Source organism: Acanthopleuribacter pedis (assembly GCF_017377855.1).
In the GTDB taxonomy this organism is placed as follows: Bacteria; Acidobacteriota; Holophagae; order Acanthopleuribacterales; family Acanthopleuribacteraceae; genus Acanthopleuribacter; species Acanthopleuribacter pedis.
Genome location: NZ_JAFREP010000001.1, coordinates 518,960 through 538,759, shown reverse-complemented (window position 1 = coordinate 538,759; position 19,800 = coordinate 518,960). Strand labels below are relative to the sequence as shown.

General features: G+C 54.4%; 14 protein-coding genes. 2 read left to right on the top strand and 12 right to left on the bottom strand.

Features of this window, described 5'->3' with window-relative positions; all coding sequences use genetic code 11:
• Nucleotides 1–90: 90 nt before the first annotated feature.
• Entirely contained in the window at nt 91–3,447 is a 3,357-nt protein-coding gene (locus J3U88_RS01870) for a sigma-54 interaction domain-containing protein (protein ID WP_207856419.1), read from the bottom strand.
• Between the two features lie 805 nt (nt 3,448–4,252).
• Nucleotides 4,253–4,810 (bottom strand): prepilin-type N-terminal cleavage/methylation domain-containing protein, encoded by a 558-nt coding sequence (locus J3U88_RS01865; protein WP_243435722.1) that lies wholly within the window; start codon nt 4,808–4,810, stop codon nt 4,253–4,255.
• Between the two features lie 548 nt (nt 4,811–5,358).
• Here J3U88_RS01865 and J3U88_RS01860 point away from each other — a divergent pair.
• Nucleotides 5,359–5,727, top strand: a complete 369-nt coding sequence (locus J3U88_RS01860; protein ID WP_207856418.1) for a hypothetical protein — start codon at nt 5,359–5,361, stop codon at nt 5,725–5,727.
• Nucleotides 5,728–5,754: 27 nt separating this feature from the next.
• Nucleotides 5,755–6,474 (top strand): hypothetical protein, encoded by a 720-nt coding sequence (locus J3U88_RS01855; RefSeq protein WP_207856417.1) that lies wholly within the window; start codon nt 5,755–5,757, stop codon nt 6,472–6,474.
• On the opposite strand, the gene J3U88_RS01850 is transcribed toward J3U88_RS01855, so the two are convergent.
• From J3U88_RS01850 to J3U88_RS01805, 10 genes are all read right to left on the bottom strand, one after another.
• Nucleotides 6,471–7,829, bottom strand: a complete 1,359-nt coding sequence (locus tag J3U88_RS01850) for a sigma 54-interacting transcriptional regulator (protein WP_207856416.1) — start codon at nt 7,827–7,829, stop codon at nt 6,471–6,473. The two genes, J3U88_RS01855 and J3U88_RS01850, sit on opposite strands and share 4 nt — an antisense overlap.
• Nucleotides 7,830–7,889: 60 nt before the next feature.
• Nucleotides 7,890–9,119 (bottom strand): sensor histidine kinase, encoded by a 1,230-nt coding sequence (locus tag J3U88_RS01845; protein WP_207856415.1) that lies wholly within the window; start codon nt 9,117–9,119, stop codon nt 7,890–7,892.
• A gap of 5 nt (nt 9,120–9,124) precedes the next feature.
• Nucleotides 9,125–9,931 (bottom strand): hypothetical protein, encoded by an 807-nt coding sequence (locus J3U88_RS01840; RefSeq protein WP_207856414.1) that lies wholly within the window; start codon nt 9,929–9,931, stop codon nt 9,125–9,127.
• A 734-nt stretch (nt 9,932–10,665) separates the two neighbouring features.
• Nucleotides 10,666–11,316: a prepilin-type N-terminal cleavage/methylation domain-containing protein gene (locus J3U88_RS34575; protein WP_279382448.1), complete on the bottom strand. Its 651-nt coding sequence runs from the start codon at nt 11,314–11,316 to the stop codon at nt 10,666–10,668.
• Nucleotides 11,317–12,031: 715 nt separating this feature from the next.
• A complete protein-coding gene (argS, locus tag J3U88_RS01830; RefSeq protein ID WP_207856413.1) occupies nt 12,032–14,185 on the bottom strand; it encodes an arginine--tRNA ligase domain-containing protein in 2,154 nt (717 codons plus the stop codon).
• Between the two features lie 144 nt (nt 14,186–14,329).
• Nucleotides 14,330–14,776 (bottom strand): tellurite resistance TerB family protein, encoded by a 447-nt coding sequence (locus J3U88_RS01825; protein ID WP_207856412.1) that lies wholly within the window; start codon nt 14,774–14,776, stop codon nt 14,330–14,332.
• 77 nt (nt 14,777–14,853) lie between these two features.
• Nucleotides 14,854–15,531 (bottom strand): hypothetical protein, encoded by a 678-nt coding sequence (locus J3U88_RS01820; RefSeq protein WP_207856411.1) that lies wholly within the window; start codon nt 15,529–15,531, stop codon nt 14,854–14,856.
• A 3-nt stretch (nt 15,532–15,534) separates the two neighbouring features.
• Nucleotides 15,535–16,284 (bottom strand): hypothetical protein, encoded by a 750-nt coding sequence (locus J3U88_RS01815; protein ID WP_207856410.1) that lies wholly within the window; start codon nt 16,282–16,284, stop codon nt 15,535–15,537.
• 18 nt (nt 16,285–16,302) lie between these two features.
• A complete protein-coding gene (locus tag J3U88_RS01810; RefSeq protein ID WP_207856409.1) occupies nt 16,303–17,127 on the bottom strand; it encodes a hypothetical protein in 825 nt (274 codons plus the stop codon).
• 127 nt (nt 17,128–17,254) lie between these two features.
• Nucleotides 17,255–19,690: a pre-peptidase C-terminal domain-containing protein gene (locus J3U88_RS01805; RefSeq protein ID WP_207856408.1), complete on the bottom strand. Its 2,436-nt coding sequence runs from the start codon at nt 19,688–19,690 to the stop codon at nt 17,255–17,257.
• Between the last annotated feature and the right edge of the window lie 110 nt (nt 19,691–19,800).

Sequence of the window (19,800 nt, the reverse complement as noted above, 5' to 3'; positions counted from 1 at the left end):
GAACCAACTGTTTTCGACCGCTCACTTCAACTTTTTTGATTTTTTCTCTTCCAACTCGCGGGCTAGGTACCAAAAAGGTCCGAGACTTCGTTAGAGCCGGTTCAATAAATGAACGAAATGCTGTCGAGAAATGCCCAGGCTTTCAGCAGCAGCCGTGCGGTTCCCACCAAAAGCGGCCAATCGTCGCGTCAGCAGCCGCGCACGATACTGCCGCTCCAAGACCTTAAGCGTCGCGGCCTCATCGTCGGGCGACACCTCGGTGGGGACCGGCAGGAAAGGCGGTAAATGAGCCGGGACAAAACAGGTTTCCTCGGGAAAAGCCGCCAGCAAGCGGCGCACATACATCTCCAGCTCCCGAATATTACCTGGCCAAACATGTTGCTGGAGCGCGGTGAATACGGCGGGGTCACAAGAAATACGGCGATCCGGCGCGTGTTTACCCATAAGGTGGTTAACCAACAACGGGATATCCCCCAAACGTTCCCGCAAAGGCGGCAAGTCCAAAGCCACACCCATTAAGCGGTAGTACAAATCGGCCCGAAAGGCTCCTTGTGCCACAAGGTCGGCAAGCGGTGCATTGGTGGCGGTGACAAAACGCACATCGACCCGCCGCATGGTGGGTTCACCCACCCGTGTGAATTCACCTTCCTGCAGCACGCGCAACAGCAGGGATTGCACCTTGGCACTGATATCGCCGACTTCATCGAGGAACAGGGTGCCGCCGTCCGCGTGTTCAAGAAGCCCGGGACGGTCCTCGTGCGCATCGGTAAAACTCCCTTTGCGGTAGCCGAACAAGTGAGATTCAATAAGGTTCTCCGGGTACTGGGAACAATTGAGCGCAAAAAAGGGCCGTTGCGAACGCGCGGAAGCCCGATGAACGGCACGGGCCGCCAATTCCTTCCCGGTCCCGGTTTCACCCCCGATAAACACGGGCAGATCCGAGACGGCAAAACGGCGAATGTCGGCCAAAACCCCGCGCAAGGCGGCACCTCGGCCAACGATCCCAAAGGTATCACCCGAGGCAACAGGGCTCGGCGTCTCAAAAGCATCGACCCACGACCACCACGACCGACTCAACCTTGCCAAAGCGGCAACCTTTCGGAATACCCCCTTCTGTAGGGCGGGATCCGCGGAGGGGTGAACCAGCCACCACATCAACAGGCGCTCGTCACCGACAGGCACCCATACACAAGACGCCGTGGCGGATTCAACCCGACCCGAGACGCATTGGTAGCGGGCAACCCGACCCATCACGCGTCGGGTTTTGTCGGCCTCGTCGGCAGGGATCGGGTTGCCGAACCGGCGGCGAACAGTTTCACGCCACGAACCGGCCGCCGGCTTTTCAGCGACCAAGGACAAAGGACGCCAAGCGGACGCCGGCGCCCGCATATCAACCAAAAAGGCACCGTATTCCAACCCGCCGACAAACAACAGCCATTGTCGCAAACACTGATTGAGCGCACGCTTGAGTTGGTTGCGGGCCGCCCTAAAAGCAGGTGAATGCCCGGAAAGATCCGAGGATTCGACCCTTCGCGCACGACACCAAGCGCTCATGGGCGCCGTCAAACCTGCAGCCAAGGGTTTCCCGGTCGGGTCGTCAACCCGAGACCCATCCGTTTCGATGGTAAGGCAGTGGTCGGCAGAAAACCCGGCCAACCAAAAAGTCGCCGCACGCTTAAGCTCGGGGCGTTTTGCCCAAGGACCCGTGCTCAAGGCCTGGAGGCTTAAGGCCAGCAGTCCACGATCCCAAGCCTCCCCTTCATCGAAGCCGGGCAAACAGGGCATGTTGCATCCCGCCGGCATCGGCGAAAGTTCGTTGTTCACGCCACTGATACAGTCCTTCGGTACGGCGGTGTCCAATGCGGTCAACGCGGCCTTGAACCAAAGCCGCACCGCACCCCAAAAAAGGGTGGTCCGGTTCTCAAAATCGCCGCCCCCTTGCCCGTTATGCGCTGTGATCCACGCGGGTGTCGCTGGATGAAAAAGGGTTAACCAATCGGCAAGCCATAAAAAGCGCGCATTGGATGAGGCAACCTCGGAAGCGGAAAGCGACGGGTGGGCCGTCCCTTCCTTCACCTTGGCCCACAAAGCCCTGCGCCGAGCGGTTCCTAAGCGCGGGCCTTCAAGCAAGGCCAGTTGGCAACGCGCCAGTTCATCCTGAATAGCGATATTGCTGTTCGCGCGTCGGTGTTCCGCGGCCTCGGTCGTTTTTGGGCCAAACACGAGCTGGTGTGCCAGCATTAGCGCCGGGGGCCAACCCTGCTCGCGTGAATCACTGAGGCGGTGATCCCAAGCCAAGGCCGTCGCCTCGCACCATAACCCGTCGCGCGCAAACGAGACCGCACGACGCATTGCAAAACGTTGGGCAACCGAGGCTACGCCCTCGGATCGGGCCCAGGCCTCGCCGCGCGCCAACCAAAAACGAGCCTGCACCCCGTCGTTCAGTTTTGTATAAAGATCGGCGGTTTTCGCCAGAAACGCCCACTGCAAAGGCAAATCAGCCACCAGCTCTGGATGGTGGATCAGCCACAATAAATGGTCCAGGGCGGAGAACGGATCCTCTAAACAGGCCGCGCCCACGGCCGCCAGCCAGCGTCGGCCGGGATCGTGCGTCGGGACCGCCGCGCTCTCGGCGAGGAAGGCGCGTGTCACCGAAAGTCGACGTGCGCCTCGAAATTCGGCCTCAACGCAAGCGGCATCAATACGACAAGACCAAAAAGTCGCCGTTTCCGTGTTCGGCAAACCGGTGGAAAGCTCAAGAAAACGACCCCGCGCGGCCAGCGCCTTGGCAATTTTCCCACGCAAAGCGGCTTGCTCCGCGGCCAGGACCAGTGCATAACATCGTGTGGACAACGGGGCACTTTTTCTTGCCGCATAGCGGTTAAGTCGTACACATGCCTCGTCCCATTTAAATTGGAACACCTTCACCAACGCCCGATCCAAGCCGTCTCGCGACCGGCCGGAACCCATATTGACAGGCGGCAACCCCTGTAACCGCCGCAAAATCGCGCCTGCCTGCTCGCCCCAATCGGATGAGCGTGCTCGAATGCGTCGATGAAATGCCTGAAGCCCAACACAATCCCAATCGGCAATTTTGCGATTTAACACTCCGACAAAAAGCCGCGTCATCCCCGTCGAACCGGGAACCTCTAACGCGGCCAGAAGACGCCCTTCTTCGGGAGAAGCTTCCTCCCCGACCGGCGCGACCTGCTCGGCGGGAAGCGCTTGTGGAGAAAGATGAGGCGCCATCCATTCGGCCAGTTCCATCCAAACCCCATCGGCCGGCGGGGAAATTGATGCCGACCGGACGAATAACCCTTGTTGCTCAGCGAGCAGCGTCGTGTTGGTTTCGCCCACAAGCGTTCGAATCCAATAGGTCCATTGGCCGCGGTAAACACCGGTCAAGGCGGCAACAGACCGCGAGAAAGGGCCCATCGGTTGGATCATTTCGGGAGTCGACCCCGAAGAAACCTGGTCCCAGCCCAAAAGACACAAGCGTTGGCCCTCGACACCGAGCACAACCCGCCGTGCATCAAACACCAACGCCGCTTTTTGGCATCGAAGCAATAAGTCGTAAATCGCAACCAATGTATGCTGTTGCTTGGCACGAGTCCATTGCTGAAAGCATGAGGCGTTCAGAGGTTGCCAACATGGATCGGTTGAAAAAACGAGCAAAAAGGCGTCATCGAGCCCAATCGTCCGCACCAGTGGGGCAAATCCGGCAATCGGCCTTAGGACATGCCGCCCAAGCAATTGCATCGTAGCCGGCGAACGGGGCAAACATCGCCCCCAAAACGAGGACCCACCACCCTCGGGTGAAAAGCGCTGATAATCGCCAAGCCTTTCGCCGGCTCGAAACGATGCATCCGACGGATCCTCCAGAAACCGATTAAGAAAACGATGGTCACAGGCAACCAGTGTCATGAGTACCTCCAGTGATAGGCACAACTGAAAAGGCGTACCGAGTCGGTGCAAGGTGAGCCGAAGAAAACCAGTTTGTGCTGAAATTGGAGGCAGTTTAAAGCCGCTTCTGAAAACCCCAACATCAAAAATGAAGATACTTTCAGGTTCTATTTTCCGCGAATATCCATTTTAACTCAGTCATTCATTCGTCTAATTTTACCGAACAAATCATTTTCTACAATAGACACACAACTTCACCGGAAATGATGGGCAATTCTCCAGACCAAACGCAAAAACAGGACGGGCCATCGCCACGTCCTGTTTCTCGGGTAACTGAACTAAGTGTGAATTAAGGATTCAATACAGCTTCGGCGGCGGCAACAGAATCGAGATCACATGCGGTCCCACGATTTTTGTCGAGTGAATTAAGCGGATTGCCGGGGTCGTTGGTATCGTCAACATCAACTTCGTAAATGCAAGCGACCGAATCGATATCGCACAGAATGCAATAGAAGCCGGAGCAGCCGGCGCAAACCTCTGGATCGAATTGGAATTCGATGGTGGCGCGGCTCACCCTACCTGCAGAAATTTCATCGCTGCTCAATATCCAAGTGATACCTTGGGCGGGGGGTAAGCCGGATCCAACATTCATGACGCCGCCAACACCCGTATGAAAGGCTTGGATAGGGCCGGAGGTGCCGGCAACAAAACCAATATTTTGAAAAGAACGACTATCATCGTAAAATGCCATCAAGGCCTTTCGAACGTCATTACAGGGTGCAATCGCATTTTGAGTAGTCGCGCGACGGCGAAAATTCGAATACATCGGTAAAGCAATCGCGGTTAGTATGGCAATGATCGCTACAACAACCATCAGTTCTACTAAACTAAAACCTTTCTTTCTCATGATCCGTTCCTTCGTTCGTCTTCGTTGGGAAGCCGTTGCAACCACTAGACAGCAAAATCAAGGCCAACTTTTTTCTTTTCGGCATTTAAACAAGTAGGCTAAAAATTTTAATTAAAACATTACAAACAAGCATCTTAAGCAGACGACAGAACTTCTCACGCCGCACTGCACCTTTGCAGGGGCGACATTTTTTGGTGGGCCCACGGGGCTCAATCGACAATTTTCGGCACATCGCCCCTTATTCTCTCCCTATTTTTGGCAACAAGGCGACCGCGAGACCGATGGCAACGCAACCCCGTTTCCTGGAATGGTTCCCTGTTTGGCGCAAAAAACCAAGCCGACTCGCCTAACGACCGCCTTCCGAATTCTTCAAAAGAGCGTGAGGCGACAGATAAGGACGCCAAGCCTTTGGTTGAACCGCATACAGGCCTATGGTACAAACGCCCAACCGCGAATTCAGCCCGGCCGCACAACGACATACACCGAAACACATCGGGTCGTTTCCGCGCCGGCTCGCACGGACATCAGCCTGCACGGGACGTACCACCATGAATGAGCAACCCACGACCATCACCATCCAATGGCGCGAGGCGCTGATTTTCGGCCTTACCGGTCTCGGTATCTCGCTCACCTTTTGGCTAACCGGGACACGCTGGGACGAGGATCCCCAAAGCTCCCAAACCTACGCCGGCATGCTTACCACTGTTTTGCTTTGTGCGGGGCTATGGGTTTCTTTTAGAGCCAAAACGCAAAAAGTCCCCCCGCCCATTTTCGCGGCCATGATTTTGCCCGGCCCCTTTTCGCTGACCTTGGCACTCCCGATCCAGAATCAAGTGGTGTATCACCTGCTTAGCTGGGCCGGTTTACTTATGATCCTGGCCATCCAGCGCAAAGCCGCCCACCAACCCTCGGCTTAATTCCATCACCCGCGAGGCATTGCTTCCATGACAGCAACCCGGTTTCGTTTGCCCCATCTAACCCAATCCCATACCGTTCCACTTTGGATCACCGCGGTAATTGGCTGGGTTCCCGCCCTGATCATGATAGCGACCATGCGGCTGGACGAAGGCCGGCTCACCCTGCTGACGGTGGATATGGGCCCCTATTCAATGAACCGGCTTTTGGGTGGCTTGATTGCCGTCGCCAATCCACTCCTTCTGTTGGCACCCATTGCTTGGTTCGTCTCGGCACCTGGACGGTTTCGCACCGCGCGCATCCTTCCCCTCCTGTTCCCGCTCGCGCTGTTCGGCCCTACCCTCATCGGTGGTGTCTGGATCGGCGGCACCTTCTCTACTCGCCAGCTCGTCGTGCTCACGTTCCTCGCGGTCGCTTTGCCCGCGTTCACGCTTTGGCTTGAACATCTGGCCGCCCTATTTGGGAAAACCACGGCCCTGCTTGGGTACGGCATCTTATGGGGCTTTAGCAGCTTCTTAAACTATCTGGATCAATACGTCTTGGCTTATTTAGAAGGCCGCCTCGATTGGGCACACCACCTGATTTGGTTCGTGCCGCCCATCGGCGGGTTGGCCGACCTATGCGGCGGCTACCTGATAGAAGCCCCTTTCGATTTACGTTATCTCGCCATCATCCTGGTCCAGAGCGCGATTTTGGGTACCTGCACCTTATGGCGCGCTCGCGCGGCGGCAAAAACAGAAACCGCTTAACCTTCTAAGCCATAAGTTTTCATACGGTTGTACAGCGTCTTTACAGAAACCCCCAAACGCCTGGCCACACGCTCGCGCCTGCCCGATTCTTCTTTGAGCAACAAACGAATCATGTGCCGCTCCAACTCTTCTTCCAGACGCATTTGGTTGTCTTTAAAGTTGCGGGTCAAATCAACCGAAAACCGGAAGCCGACACGTTCGGCCGAATCAAACATATTGTCGGGAAAATGCTCTCGCTGCAGCGCCCCGCCTTGGCTGAGAATCAGGGCGCGCTCCAATACATTTCGCAACTCCCGCACATTGCCGGGCCAGTCATAACGCTCCAGTTCCTTCATCAACGCGCTGTCGAGTTTGCTCTGACCCGCGTTTTGTTGTTTGAGGAAATGGTCCACCAGGCAGGGTAAATCGCTTTTGCGTTCTCGTAACGGCGGGATTTCAATGGGAAAAACAGCAAGGCGGTAATACAAATCTTCACGGAACCAGCCCTCACGGATCCCTTCTTTGAGATCACGGTTGGTGGCCGCCACCACCCGAATATCACTGTGCAAGGTCCGACTCCCGCCCACCCGACGGAAATCTTTGCTCTGAATAACGCGCAACAGCTTGGGCTGTAGATGGATCGGCAATTCACCGATCTCATCGAGAAACAGCGTGCCGCCGTCGGCCATTTCGACCAAGCCGGTTTTTTTGGCGGCAGCCCCGGTAAAGGCACCCTTTTCGTGACCAAACAACTCACTTTCAATGAGTTCTCCCGGTATCGCGGCACAGTTAATCGAAACATGCTCGGCCCCACGGCGCGGACTGTGATCGTGAATGAATTTGGCAAATAACTCTTTACCCACCCCGGACTCCCCGAGCAGCAAACAGGTGGCTTCGCTGGGCGCAACTTTTTCAGCCATGGCCAACGCGCACCTCAACGTGGGCGCATCGCCGATGATCGCGTGGTCGTCCCGAGCCGCGCGCAACTCGTGAAAAGAATCTTTTCGCTGTAAGCGACGGTGTTCAAGCCCACGCTCCACCACGATTTTGAGGTAATCCAAATCGATGGGTTTTTCTAAAAAATCAAAGGCGCCGGCGCGGGTCGCCTCAACCGCAAGCTTAACCTCACCAAAAGCAGTCATGATAACGACCACAAACTCAGGATCGCGTTCCTTCAGGTATTTCAAGAATTCGATGCCATTGGCCCCGGGAAGCATAAAGTCGGTGAGGACCAGGGAAAAATCGGTCACCTCAATCGCTTTTTTGGCATCCTCAACTGATCCGGTTTCAATCACTTGGTAACCCAAATTGCGCAAAAACTCAGCGTAGAGCTGGCGCAAGCCGGGACGATCTTCAGTTAGCAGAATCGAATCCACATCAAGCTCCCTTCAGCGGTTTGCAGATCAAACCAACCATATTGAATAAAAACCACCACACTAAAAGAGTTCCTTGGGAAAAACACAGGCAAAAGTCGTCGGCATTCCCTCGCGAAGTTCAAGTCGCCCTTGGTGCTCCAGCATGATCTTCCGTGAATGAAACAACCCTAACCCCGTGCCACGCTCTTTAGAAGTTACGAAAGGTACAAATAACTTCTTTCTCATCTCCGGGACAATGCCCGGCCCGCGGTCACGCACCATGACCTGGACCACCTCATCGTCTTCGATCACCTCGACCCAAACCCAAGGCGCCTCGTCGGGCAATTCCTCAGCCCCGCGAACCGCTTCCAAGCCATTGAGAATTAGATTGTTCACCACGGTTGAAAGCAAGGTATCGTCACCCAGCAAGCCACCTTCCAGCGTGTTTCCATCGGGCAATCCAACCCAAACCCCGTCAGGATGTCCTTCCCAATACTGGCGCAACCGTTCGAACCAACCCGCCAGGGTAAACTGCTCCATGGAATGGGACTCGCCGCTGCTGGAACGTCGGAAGGCATTTACAAAATCCGTCAGATGGTTGATTTCATCCTGAATCTTGGCACTGTTTTCTTCGACCGCACCATACTTCAACATCTGCACGCGACCTTGAATCACGGCTAAGGCGTTTTTAACCTCGTGGGTGATGCCGCCCGCCATTTCACCCATCAGTTCTAGCTCGTTTTTGAGGCGTAGTCGCTGGTCCAAAATTTGAGCGCGGGTCCGATCTTGAATGGTGAACAGAAATTGGTTGTTCTGCAAATTGGTCAGCGTCAACTGGAGGTACAGGGTCTTATTCCCCGACTCAAAAGAAACCGGAAACTTTACACTCTGACCAAGCGCCAACATCTCAAGCCACTGCCCGTTGAGCCGATCCGAAACCGAGGCCAAATGCTGCCCAACAATCGCATCAATGCCCAACATATGTCGAAATAGGGGGTTGGCATAATAAACGCTGCCATCCTCACCCAAAACCGAAACCGCGACCGGAATCGCGTCCAAGATATCGTGGTGCAACAATTCAAGTTGATCGAGCGCCAATTGGGAGGCTTTCTGGTCAAGCCGAGCCTGGCGCTCGCCCAGGGTTCGCTCCCGCAAGGTTTCTACCAAAAGTTCTTCTGGTGGCCGAATGCGCACGGGTTCGGCGCGGTTCTGCATGGCCCAAAAAACCAACCGCGCCATCATGATCAACACAAGCAGCCCAAAGGGCGTCAGGATCAGGAATAGAAAAAAAAGTTCGGCCTGCTGTCCCATGGTTGTCAGCTTTTACGCGATAAAAACACCGCAAAGCCAAGTACACCCAATGCCAGCACAATCACAACGCCACTCATCATTAAATTGGGGCCTTCCTCCGCCGCCGTCTCGGCGTTTTCTTCGGCGGCGGACTGGTCCGTGGACTGCTTCAGCGGCACCCCGAACAAGGTCAGGTAGGAGCGACTGTCCAAGGTCACTTCCTGCTCCGGCAACCCCGGCGGGCTCACCGCTTCATGAAAAACGCGCAAAATCTCTTCTTCAAAGGCATCGTGTTCCAAAACATTGGAGCGCAACGTCATGATCAAAGCGCCTTGATCCGAAACATAGACCTTCCTGGCCACGATATCACTGTGCTCATCCTTGGGTTCAGCTTTGTAACCAAAGAACGCACTGTGTTCTTCCAGGTTTACAGTAAACGGATAAATCACGGTTCGCGGGACACCGTCGCTCTTTCCCGACACCACATCCCGTTGATTCCATAGTCGTTCAAAGGTTGGCGCGTCAACGATCGGCTCAAGCAACACATTATTGGAAGGAAACCACTGAACGGAAATACCATAAGTCCAGGTACCGGACATACTGAACATCACAGCTTCGCAGTTGGGAATGTTTTCGACGTGAAGGAGGCGGTACATATACTGGGCGTTTTCGGAATAAGCCATCAAAATTCCCGTGGGGACTGTCAGCAAAAAGGGGCCGACTTCAATCACATTGCCCTCGGTTACCGGCAAAAAACGCGTATCATCCTTCTCTTCCTCGGCTTCTTGAAATGCTAGCGGAAGACTCAACAAAAAAACCATCGTCATCGTCACACATCACCATCCTAAAAAGGTCGCTGGATTCTCTGGGAACGGTTCCCAAAATGAGGAACCTTCAACCTAAGAAGCGCGATAACTCGCGGCGATTTTGGCTAAACCTCTGGGCTGCAACGGTCTGTGAAAATGCTCACCGCACCCAATGGGTGCGCTTCCGCTTTTCCCAAACCATTTCGCTCCAGATCTTTAGCCAAAATCCCTCGCTCTTATCGCGCTTCTTAGGTTCAAAGCACATCAATCAGGAAAAAGAACCACGGAGGAGCGATGGATCGCCGCTACATGATCTCGAAACAGGGAAGCTCATGAAACTGCCGGCCGCGATTGCCATCATAACATTGGACCCAAGGATCTTAATGCGTTCGCGCAAACCCAATTGCCGAAAAGGGAACCAGGCGCACAGGCCAGGCAAGCCGACCGGCGTTCCGCGCCACAAAAAAAACCAAGATGATGGGAGACCGCGCAACAACGCGGTTCGCAATCGGTTTCATCAAAAAAAGGCACAGCAACCCGTGAGCGCGAAATGCCTAGCATCTAGGGCAGAGCGCCCAAATATCACGCACACAATCTCATTTACCCGTATTTCTCACCGGCCTTTGCGGTAGCGGTGCACCGATGCTTTTGCACAGAAGGCCGGTCGGAACCACGGGTAAACAAATCACAAGGGGCGCATCACGAAAAAAGGGTGCCCCGTAGGGGCACCCTTCTTTATGCGATTGCCGTGGAGCTGGATCTTAAGGGTTCAAGATAGCGTCTACAGCGGCCATGTTAGCTACGTCGCAAGCAGTGTCGCGGTTTTTATCCAAAGAGTTCAGAGGGTTGTTGGCGTCATCGTGGGTGTCGTCAACATCGATTTCGAAAGCGCAAGCACCGGCACCGGCATCGCAGAGGATGCAGTACTGACCGTCACAACCAGCACAAACTTCAGTCGTGAAGGCAAATTCAATAGTAGCACGCCAGATGTTGTCGTCACCGGCGGTCAGGTCGGTAGCAGAAAGGGTCCAAGTAACGCCACGAGCAGAAGGCAGACCGGTACCGATTGGGGTGTCAACGTTCAGGCTGGGGTTACGGGCGATCAACTGACCAACACCGGAAGCAGCGCCACCTTCAAAAGCGAAGTTGAGGAACGTTTCGTGTTGCTGGAAGTGCTCCATGATGGCTTTACGAGCATCGTTACAGGGGCCGATTGCGTTTTGAGCAGTGGCACGACGACGGAAGGTAGAGTACATGGGCAATGCAATTGCAGTCAAAATAGCGATGATGGCAACAACAACCATCAATTCAACCAAACTAAAACCTTTTCTTTTCATCCTTAGACTCCCTTGAAAGAAAATCAGCTTTGCGCTGTTGGCCTCTTTAGAAGCAAGGCCAAGGCCAATTGCCAAGTTTCCCCCCTCAAGCGACGTGCGCTGCATCACGACCACAACAAGACCCTTTCTTATCAGATACTTAAACGTGCAAAAAAAATGAAAGACAGCGGTTCACCGGCCCCTTTACATCAATCCATGATGCGCCAAACCCATGCCATCGACAAAAATCGGCAGCGAACACTTACTTCCCCGGCCATCCATGACAAAAAATGACACATCCCACCTCGCAGGGAATCGCAAGAAACCCAAAACCATCAAGCCACCCAACCCGAACGGATCCCTGACACAACCACTCCGAGCGCCGGCGCGGCCAAAATCGCAGCGACCAAACGTCCCTCCCCTACCTTATATATATAGGCCGAAAGAACAAACAGGCGGTCATAGGCCCAACCAGACGGGGGCAACCCCCACGAGACCGAGGTACCAACCCGGTTTTCTGCCGGCCCATCCCGCTCACCCGGATTCGTCGCGAGGTCTAACCCGCTTGCTCACAAGGATTCGACGCGAGAAGCTGAAAGCCTTGTGAGTGTGAAGATGACGATCAAGGCGGCTCGACCGAGTCATGCGGGAGGCCGCCCCGCGGGAGGCCGCCCCGCGGGAGGAAAACCCTCGTAATCGCATAGGTTGCCCCACGGCAGAACGCCTTGTGAGAAATTCGGGCTAGCCATACAAGGGGCGGCCTCACGACAAAACGCGGGGGATCGGGGCCTTTTGAAACGAGCCGCGTTTGCTAAATGCGTTCTAAGGTGCGGATGCCCAGCAAAGCCAGCCCCTTGCCAAGCAACAGCCCAAATGCATCATTCAATTGAGCCCGTGTTACTCGCAACGCCTCGCTTTCTGCTTGTTTAATGGGGCATTCGGAAAAGAAACGTGAGTAATCTTTGGCAAGGCTGTACAAATAGGTGCAAACCACATTGGGTTTGAAGTCCTCGGCCGCCCGTGCCACCACCTCGTGGAACTTGGACATACCACTGAGCAAACGTTTTTCCGCTTCGTGGGTTAACAACGCCCAATCCGCAAGCGAACCATCCTGTTCCCCGAGCTTCCTTTTAATGGAACGCGTACGGGCATAGGCATACATTAAATAAGAGCCGGTGTTTCCGGTGTTGTTGATCCATGCATCCAGGTCAAACGCGATTTCGTTCAGGTTGTCGGTATTCAGCATCCCGTAACGAATGGTCGCAACGGATACCCAGCGTGCCGCTTCCTCAATTTCTTCATCCGACCACTCGCCGACAAAAGGCTTCAGGTAACGCTCAAAGGTTTCATCCCGGAGCGCCTGGCGCAATTGAGAGAAAAGAAACACATTCCCCTTCCGTGAACTCATTTTGACAACGTTACTCTGGCCCGCCTCGTTCTTGCCCTCGACGACTTTTACCAAACCGTAGGCAAGGTGAAAACAATCCTTGGCTTTTTCATAACCCATCATCTCCAACACGCGGAATACTTGTTGAAAATGAAGGCTTTGGGAGTGGTCAACGACGTAAACGGATTTGTCCACGCCGAACGTTTCAAACTTAATTTGGGCCAAGGAGATGTCTTTGGTGGCGTAGAGCCCGGTACCATCCGATTTCAGCAAAAGCGCAAAAGGCAAACCAAAATCGCTGAGATCGGCACCAATCGCGCCTTCCGAGCGCACCAGCACCCCTTTTTCCAGGTATTCAAGGACCGCTTGTTTCCCCGACTCGCTGACATCCGACTCGAAGAAATAATGGTCAAAGCGGGCGTCAAGCCATTTGTAAATCTCGTAAAACTCATCCATGGACCACTGCTTGGTTTCCTGCCAGAGGTCGTACAGCGGCCCTTCCTTAGCTTCCAAAGCTTTAAGCACCTCGCTAACCTCGCGGTTGCGGCGCGCCAATTCAGCACCCACGCCTTGCCCCTCGGGCAAGGCCCCCTCAATGCGGAAGTGTTCAATAAGTTCAGCCCCAAGCGGGGTGTCCGTGGGCAAAACGTGAATACGGGTGTGATCGTCGCCAATGGTCAATTCTCGGGCACTACAGATCATCCCTTCGCTAGCAACCCCGCCTTTGTCCGTCGGCTGAACCAAACGACCGCCAATGCGCGAACCGGGGGCGGCAAAAGCAACGCGGTCACCCACACTAAACCCGGTCCCGCCACACACCACCTGGACCTCGCGATCACCAAGATCCAGAGCAACCACGGTTTGGTCTTCACGGGAAGGATGCATTTCGATGCGAACCACCTGAGCGGCGTAGATGCCGGCAAGCGGATAGGTGGTCAAGGTGGTCGGATCCAACATGAGGGTCGCTTGGGTATAAAGCGAACCAAGGAATTCCCCCCGGTTGACCTCAGGAACTTCACCGTCAAAATGGTTTTTGTAGAACCAGAGGCATTTTGCAATATGGGTGCCCTCGTCACCGATGTAATTGACGGGTACCACTTCATAACCCTGCCAATCGCAAATCCGCGCCAAGGCGTCGCCCAGCGCCACGTTGCGCATGTGGCCGACGTGAAACGCCTTATGGGTATTGGGTTGGGAGTATTCGATCATCATCTTTTGACCGTTGCGGGAACGTGGGGCGAGAAAAGAACCGTCAAGCACGGCGGGCACCACGTCGGCGGCCAGGGACGCTTGGTTCATTTTAAAGTTGAGGTACGGGCCGGCGGCGGCCACCTCGGCAAACTGGGGGTGGTCTTTAAGGCGGGGCTGTAACGCGGCTAACGCGTCCGCGGCAATGGCATTGGGCGCCTTGCGCAACACCTTGGCAAACTTAAAGCAGGCAAAAGCAAAATCGCCCATTTCTTTTTTCTTCGGTACCTCAATGCCGGGTGCCGCGCTGTCGTAGGTTTCGGCGTCGACCGCCAAGTCCACAACAAAAACTTCGCGCATCAAGTCCTGAATTTGCGTTTGATAAGACATGCTGACCCTCTCTTCCCCGGAATGAACCTTACCGGGAGACGTGGTGCGACGCTGACACGGAGACAGACTTGCAACGCCGGGCGTTCCGCCGAATGCGGAAGCGTATCACAGGCTTTTTCTGCAACCAAGGAGAAAGCGGGTCGCTTAGGAGCCGGCCTCGCGTGCATCCTGTTTTGCTTGCGCCCAATGTTGGTGGTCGAGCCGCAACAAGGTGCGTAGCCGACGAGCCAGATGATCTTCTTGGGGCGTCAACTTATCATCGGCAAAAATGACCTGCCAAATTTCTTTCATCAGGTCGGCCCGGTCCTCAAGAGACAGCCAATCGTTGATGCGGCTGGTGTGGGCAAAAATATCGTGACTCTGGGCGCGTTTTTCATCGGCCAAGGTCAAAAGCGCCTCAATCTCCTCGCGGTTGAGACCGTATTTGGTCTCCAGCAAGTGAACGATCAGTGCTTTCTCGCGGTTGTCGAATTCATCGTCGAACATGGCAACTTCCAACAACAAAACAACGCGGTACAAAAGGGGGTCTTCCTGCTGCTCTTGCTTAGATTCGCTGCTAAAAAACAACCGCACCCGTTCAAAAAAAGACATTTGGGCCGCCCCCGCTGATTGAGTTGTTGCCGGTTTACAGGTGGGCGATTTACAAGAACACCGCCCACACCAGGTGTTTAGATTTTTTTAGCCTGCTTCTTCGGCTTTGGTTTTAAGGCGTCGGGAAGCGGACAAGGGTTGGCCACCTGCTGCGACTTGCGTTGAAACAAAGCCTTGCCGCCGGGGTTCTCGTACAAAAACCATTCGCCGTCGACCAAAGTCCAGTACTGACGAACCGCAAACTTGTTGAAATCCATGAATTCGGTTTTCATGCCCAAACGCATCGAAACATACGCACAGGAATCGCCATACAGGGTCACCTTCTCAATTTCGTACTTCTGAACATCACCGCGTCGGTGGCTGAGAAAATTCTTCAACGGAATACGATCTCGGTAGGCCTGGATGTACAGTGGGTAGGTTTTGGCGTAATCACGGTTGTAGGAGGCTTGCCAGTATTGGTTCAACTTGACGACCAATGCGTCGAGCGCCTTGGCGGCCGCGGCTTTTTTATGAACCTCAACCTCCCCGGGCTTTTGCTCGGGAATCCCCTCTTTCTCGGAAGGTTTCACCACCGCGTCGAGCTCACTGGGAACCGGCTCAGTACCAGCCTGCTGCAAAAGCGTGGCTTTATCGCTAGCACTCACCGCCGCGGCGGCTTTTTTTTCGGCTTGGGTTGTGTCTTTCGGTTGTTGCACCACCGGGGTACTTTGCGCCCAAAGAACCCCAACCCAGAGGACCATAAAGAACAGGCGCATACCTTAACCTTCCTTTGCGACAGCTTGGGGATGCTGCTGCGTCAAAACTTCGAGAATCGCCAGGGATTCATCATGAACCTTGGCACCGGGAATGGTGTTGACACGTTTGATGATGGACAACATTTCGGGATGACCGCCGGTCACAAAAAACATCTGACCCGCAATCCCGGCGGCTTTTTCCACCTCGCCGCGCAAGATGGCTTGGTCCAAATCGGAATTGAGCAACTGCACCGTTTGACGGTCGGCCATGATCTGATGTTTGAAGGTACCGATCAGCGGAAAAATCCGCTGGTCTTCACCATGGACCCGAATCGCATCACGCAGAACCTGAAGGCCCTCGGCACGGAAGCCCATGTGGAACTTAATGGTGGCCATGCTGGCAAAATGGGTCACCTTATCTTCTTTTTGGCTGAGGTTCACGAAATGAAGGAAGCGCTGGTCCAAGTAGGCGACCTGGTCGACAACCTTTTGGTAGCTTTCCTGGTAAGCCTTGTTTTCACTATCGAGCCCGATGGCCATTTCATAGAAGAAACGCGCGGGTAAGGGTTGGCTGTCATCGAAGAATACGGAGGCCAGTTGGGCGTAACCTTCCGCGGAAGGCCCTTTCAGCAGGAGTTTGCTCAGAATGGGCCCGGCAACCTCTCGCGATTTTTGGGATTGAACATGCTCAAACTCTTCCGGCAGTTTAGGGTTTGGCTCATGGGCCAAGGCGGTCGCACCGACCGCGAACAAGATAAGAAGGATCTTTTTCACGCAAAACCTCATTGAACTTTATTGATTCGGTACACCGTTAACGGTGACGGTTTCCACCGGATTAACCGCACGCTGAAACTTCAGCGCGTTATCGACGGCCTCAAAAACCTGCTCACAGGCGGGGAACCCACCACGCCCGGCGTGGGTCATTTGGCGTCGATGATCGATCAAAAGGTAAGAGACGCCGCCGGGCACGTACATCTGGTCGGGTAAAACGGCCAGGGTATCGAAGTAGAGGTTTTTCGGCTGTTCAAAGCGTTTGACGACTTGGTTTCCAAAGGCCACGGTTTCACGACCGGAATAAACCGGGTTGTGGTAAATCGACAGAATTTGGATTTCGTCGCTGTCGGCATATTTTTTCTCGAACTCGCGCATCTTGCCCCAAAATTGGTTGGTTCCCATGGCGTCTTCGTTCCAATACTCGATCAGGGTGACGCGGTCCAAGTTAATCTTGACCTTTTTACCGTTGGCATCACGCAGGTTAAGCTCTTGGATATGGACCTGCTTGTTGGGGTCCTCGGGAACCAGGTTAAAACGCTCACCTTCTTTGATTTCCAAATCAATTTCGTCAGGACGTGCCAGACGCAGTTCACCGGTCTCTTTATTGATCAGCGTAATCTTGAGGGATTCTTTAATCGCCTGTTCGTTACGAATACTCACTTTATCGCGCGGTTGATCGGAGTGTTCAGGGTGAACGGTCACCTTCTGCTCGGCCTGAGTTGACGCGGTGGTTTGGGTAGTCGCGGCCGGCTCATTGTTGTTCTTGGCGGCGGCGGCCTGTGGTTTTTCCGCGGCACAGGAAATAAGTGCCGCAAGGATGAAAAGGTAAAGGGTTTTTGTCATATCAGCTCCTGGACGACCTGCCGCCTAGACGGCAAAATGTCGCGATTGTGTACGAAACCACCGACGTACTCGGCTTCGATCATCCCACACAAACGCGACATTCCGGTCATAAAATCAAGGGGTCAGGCTAGGGATTATCGTAGATGGTCACCAGTGGTACCCCCATAAAGGTGGAGGACCCTGGTACACCAAGCAACTCAAGTGCCATAAAAGGAGCGCTTGAGCGGACCCGCAAGTGGGTAATCGCATCGAGATCCCCGATGCCCACCCCGTTCTGGAACAAGGTGGCCAAATCGAAGAAACGAACTTCATTTGGCTGAAGTTGTCGTTGCAAGTTGATGTTGAAGCGCCCCTGCAGGTTGCCTTGCGCGTCATAACCTTCAAACAACGGTTGGATTTGGGTGTCGTTGAAGTTGGCAAACACCAAGGTGGACAAGGTGCGATCTTGGGGCAGCGTAATAAAGGTTTCTTTTAAGTTGTCGACATCGCGGCGCATCAAACGGTGACCGTACATGACGTAAGGCTCCATTTGGTACTGGATGACAACCCCTTCCACCGGATATTGGGTGTGCATGTAGAAGCGATAGTCGTTTTCAATCGCCGCATCGGTAATGCCGGCAATGGTGTCCAACAACTTTTCACCTGGCTGCAAGTACATGCCGCCGGAATCCAGGGTGTTGCCGGAACGATCCTGGAGTTCGTACAGTACCTGGTTCTCAACAGGGGCGGTGTTGACCACGGCCAAACCGGTGCCGCCGGTGCCCGTCGTTTTGAGATCGAACACAATGAACTCACCAATGGAAGGCGTGGGTTGCAAGTCGATCATGACGTAATTGCCGCGCACATTTTCAAAACACACGGTGCCTTTAAGGCGGTTATCCTGCTCGGTCTCGACTTCAAAATAAGCCGCGCCGGTCAAGCCGACCGCGGGGATTTGGTCTAGGTAACCCTCGAACCACCCTTGGTCATTCAGCGGAATTTCAGTGCGACGCAATTCCAGACCACTGTTGTCATAGGTCTGAAGGAATACGGGCACACCCGGCTTCTCAGCCAAAACCTCAATTCGGGTTTTCCAACCGTTGCGGAAGGTAAGGTGCGGTACCACATAACGTGCGCGCAGGACGTGGTCACGGTGGTATTTCTTTTTGTACATGGTTTCGCCAACCCGCCAAGACTCGGCCCAGACGGTGCGGTCGGTCGCGCGTACGAAACCAGGTTTGTTCTCGAGCAACAGGGAACCATAGCCGGAAACATCTTGGCTCCCCACCGATGCCGCGGTGTCTCGGGTATGCAACGCCTGAACCTGTAAGGTGGTATCGGTCTGCTGGTGAGGGTTCAGCCAAAGCGAGCCGGCATCCTCGGGAAAAGCCACGCGGTAGTAAGATTCGCGGTGACGTTCCGCGTTGGGGAATATGTGTAACAGGTAGTCACCCGCCTCGGGCGCGGTGATGTCAATCAATTGATTGGTTGTCCCCGTGGCGGCGACGAGGGTCTCCCCGCCTGGTGAAATCAGGGTCAGATCGAAGGCGGTGCCTTCGTAAACATCGATCTCAACCTCAAGCGGCTGGCCTTGCTGCAAGCTAAACCGATAGTAGTCGGTATCCTCGGTCAACAAACTGGCGTAAATAAATTCCTGGCGAATGTGATGGGCCTGGGCGGCGCTTTCGTTGGGTTCAAAAAGGTCTTCCTTCACACCGACACCGGATGAGGACAACAGCTCGTCGTAAAGTTCCTTGGTGAAATGGTGGTTGGCGCGCACCAACCAACGATCCACAAGGTACGACTTAAAAGGCACCCAAGCACGGTTGGGGTGATCGTCAATGGAAGTGCCGGTATATTCAAAATTGTTCAAAGAGGCGGTATCGTAACGGTAGGTCACCGGGATGTTGTTAAACAATTCGATGCCGCGGGTGTCGTTGAGTGGGGTTAAGTTGGCGAAATGCACGACGGCGCGAACATTGGTCCAAGCCCCATCCACTTCCGTTTCAATGGTGACCCCGGCGGTGGGGTAGTTCCAAATTTCGGACGAAATGTCGACGTCAAAAATAACGGGTTCGCCCTTGGCCACTGAATCAGTGATGATCTGGTGAAACACGGTGGCGGTAACGCCCTCTTCGCCGCGGCCGCTGAGGAAAAATGCGGCGTTGTCTTTGTGAATCGCGGTCAACATCGCCTTGAGATCACCGACATTGAGTTTCATGCCGTTAATGGTGACCTGCTCGGGTTCGTCGTAATTAATCGCGGCAACGGCCCAGCCGTTGCAGATCCCAAACCAGTTCGGCGCCTCGCGATCAACGCGTTGGATGAGTTCCCAATCAATCGAGGGATGGTTGACATCGTAACCCAAGGCGTAAAAGAACTTGGGAAGCGGACCTGGATAACCGGCGTATTCCTCGCCGTGAACCATGGTGTTTGCATTGAGTGCAAGGTAAGAAGAATTCCAAATAAATTTGTCGACCATAAAGGTACCGGCCACGGCCGGACCCCGTTTTTGGGCGATCGGCTCGGACGCAATGGAAGCGACCGACAGCAGTAACGTCAGCAATAGGGATGTGATTTTCACGATATCTCCTCCCACGGGATTACGAAACAAAAACACCTGGGCATTGCGTTTTATTCGCGGGGAAACGCGTGGCGTGAAAAGTTTTTCACCCTCATAGAAGCGGTACCTCT

Bases quoted from the DNA above. Each gene is read 5' to 3' on its own strand.
- J3U88_RS01870 (WP_207856419.1), bottom strand. From the start codon at position 3,447: ATGATCCAACCGATGGGCCCTTTCTCGCGGTCTGTTGCCGCCTTGACC.
- J3U88_RS01865 (WP_243435722.1), bottom strand. From the start codon at position 4,810: ATGAGAAAGAAAGGTTTTAGTTTAGTAGAACTGATGGTTGTTGTAGCG.
- J3U88_RS01860 (WP_207856418.1), top strand. From the start codon at position 5,359: ATGAATGAGCAACCCACGACCATCACCATCCAATGGCGCGAGGCGCTG.
- J3U88_RS01855 (WP_207856417.1), top strand. From the start codon at position 5,755: ATGACAGCAACCCGGTTTCGTTTGCCCCATCTAACCCAATCCCATACC.
- J3U88_RS01845 (WP_207856415.1), bottom strand. From the start codon at position 9,119: ATGGGACAGCAGGCCGAACTTTTTTTTCTATTCCTGATCCTGACGCCC.
- argS (WP_207856413.1), bottom strand. From the start codon at position 14,185: ATGTCTTATCAAACGCAAATTCAGGACTTGATGCGCGAAGTTTTTGTT.
- J3U88_RS01825 (WP_207856412.1), bottom strand. From the start codon at position 14,776: ATGTCTTTTTTTGAACGGGTGCGGTTGTTTTTTAGCAGCGAATCTAAG.
- J3U88_RS01820 (WP_207856411.1), bottom strand. From the start codon at position 15,531: ATGCGCCTGTTCTTTATGGTCCTCTGGGTTGGGGTTCTTTGGGCGCAA.
- J3U88_RS01810 (WP_207856409.1), bottom strand. From the start codon at position 17,127: ATGACAAAAACCCTTTACCTTTTCATCCTTGCGGCACTTATTTCCTGT.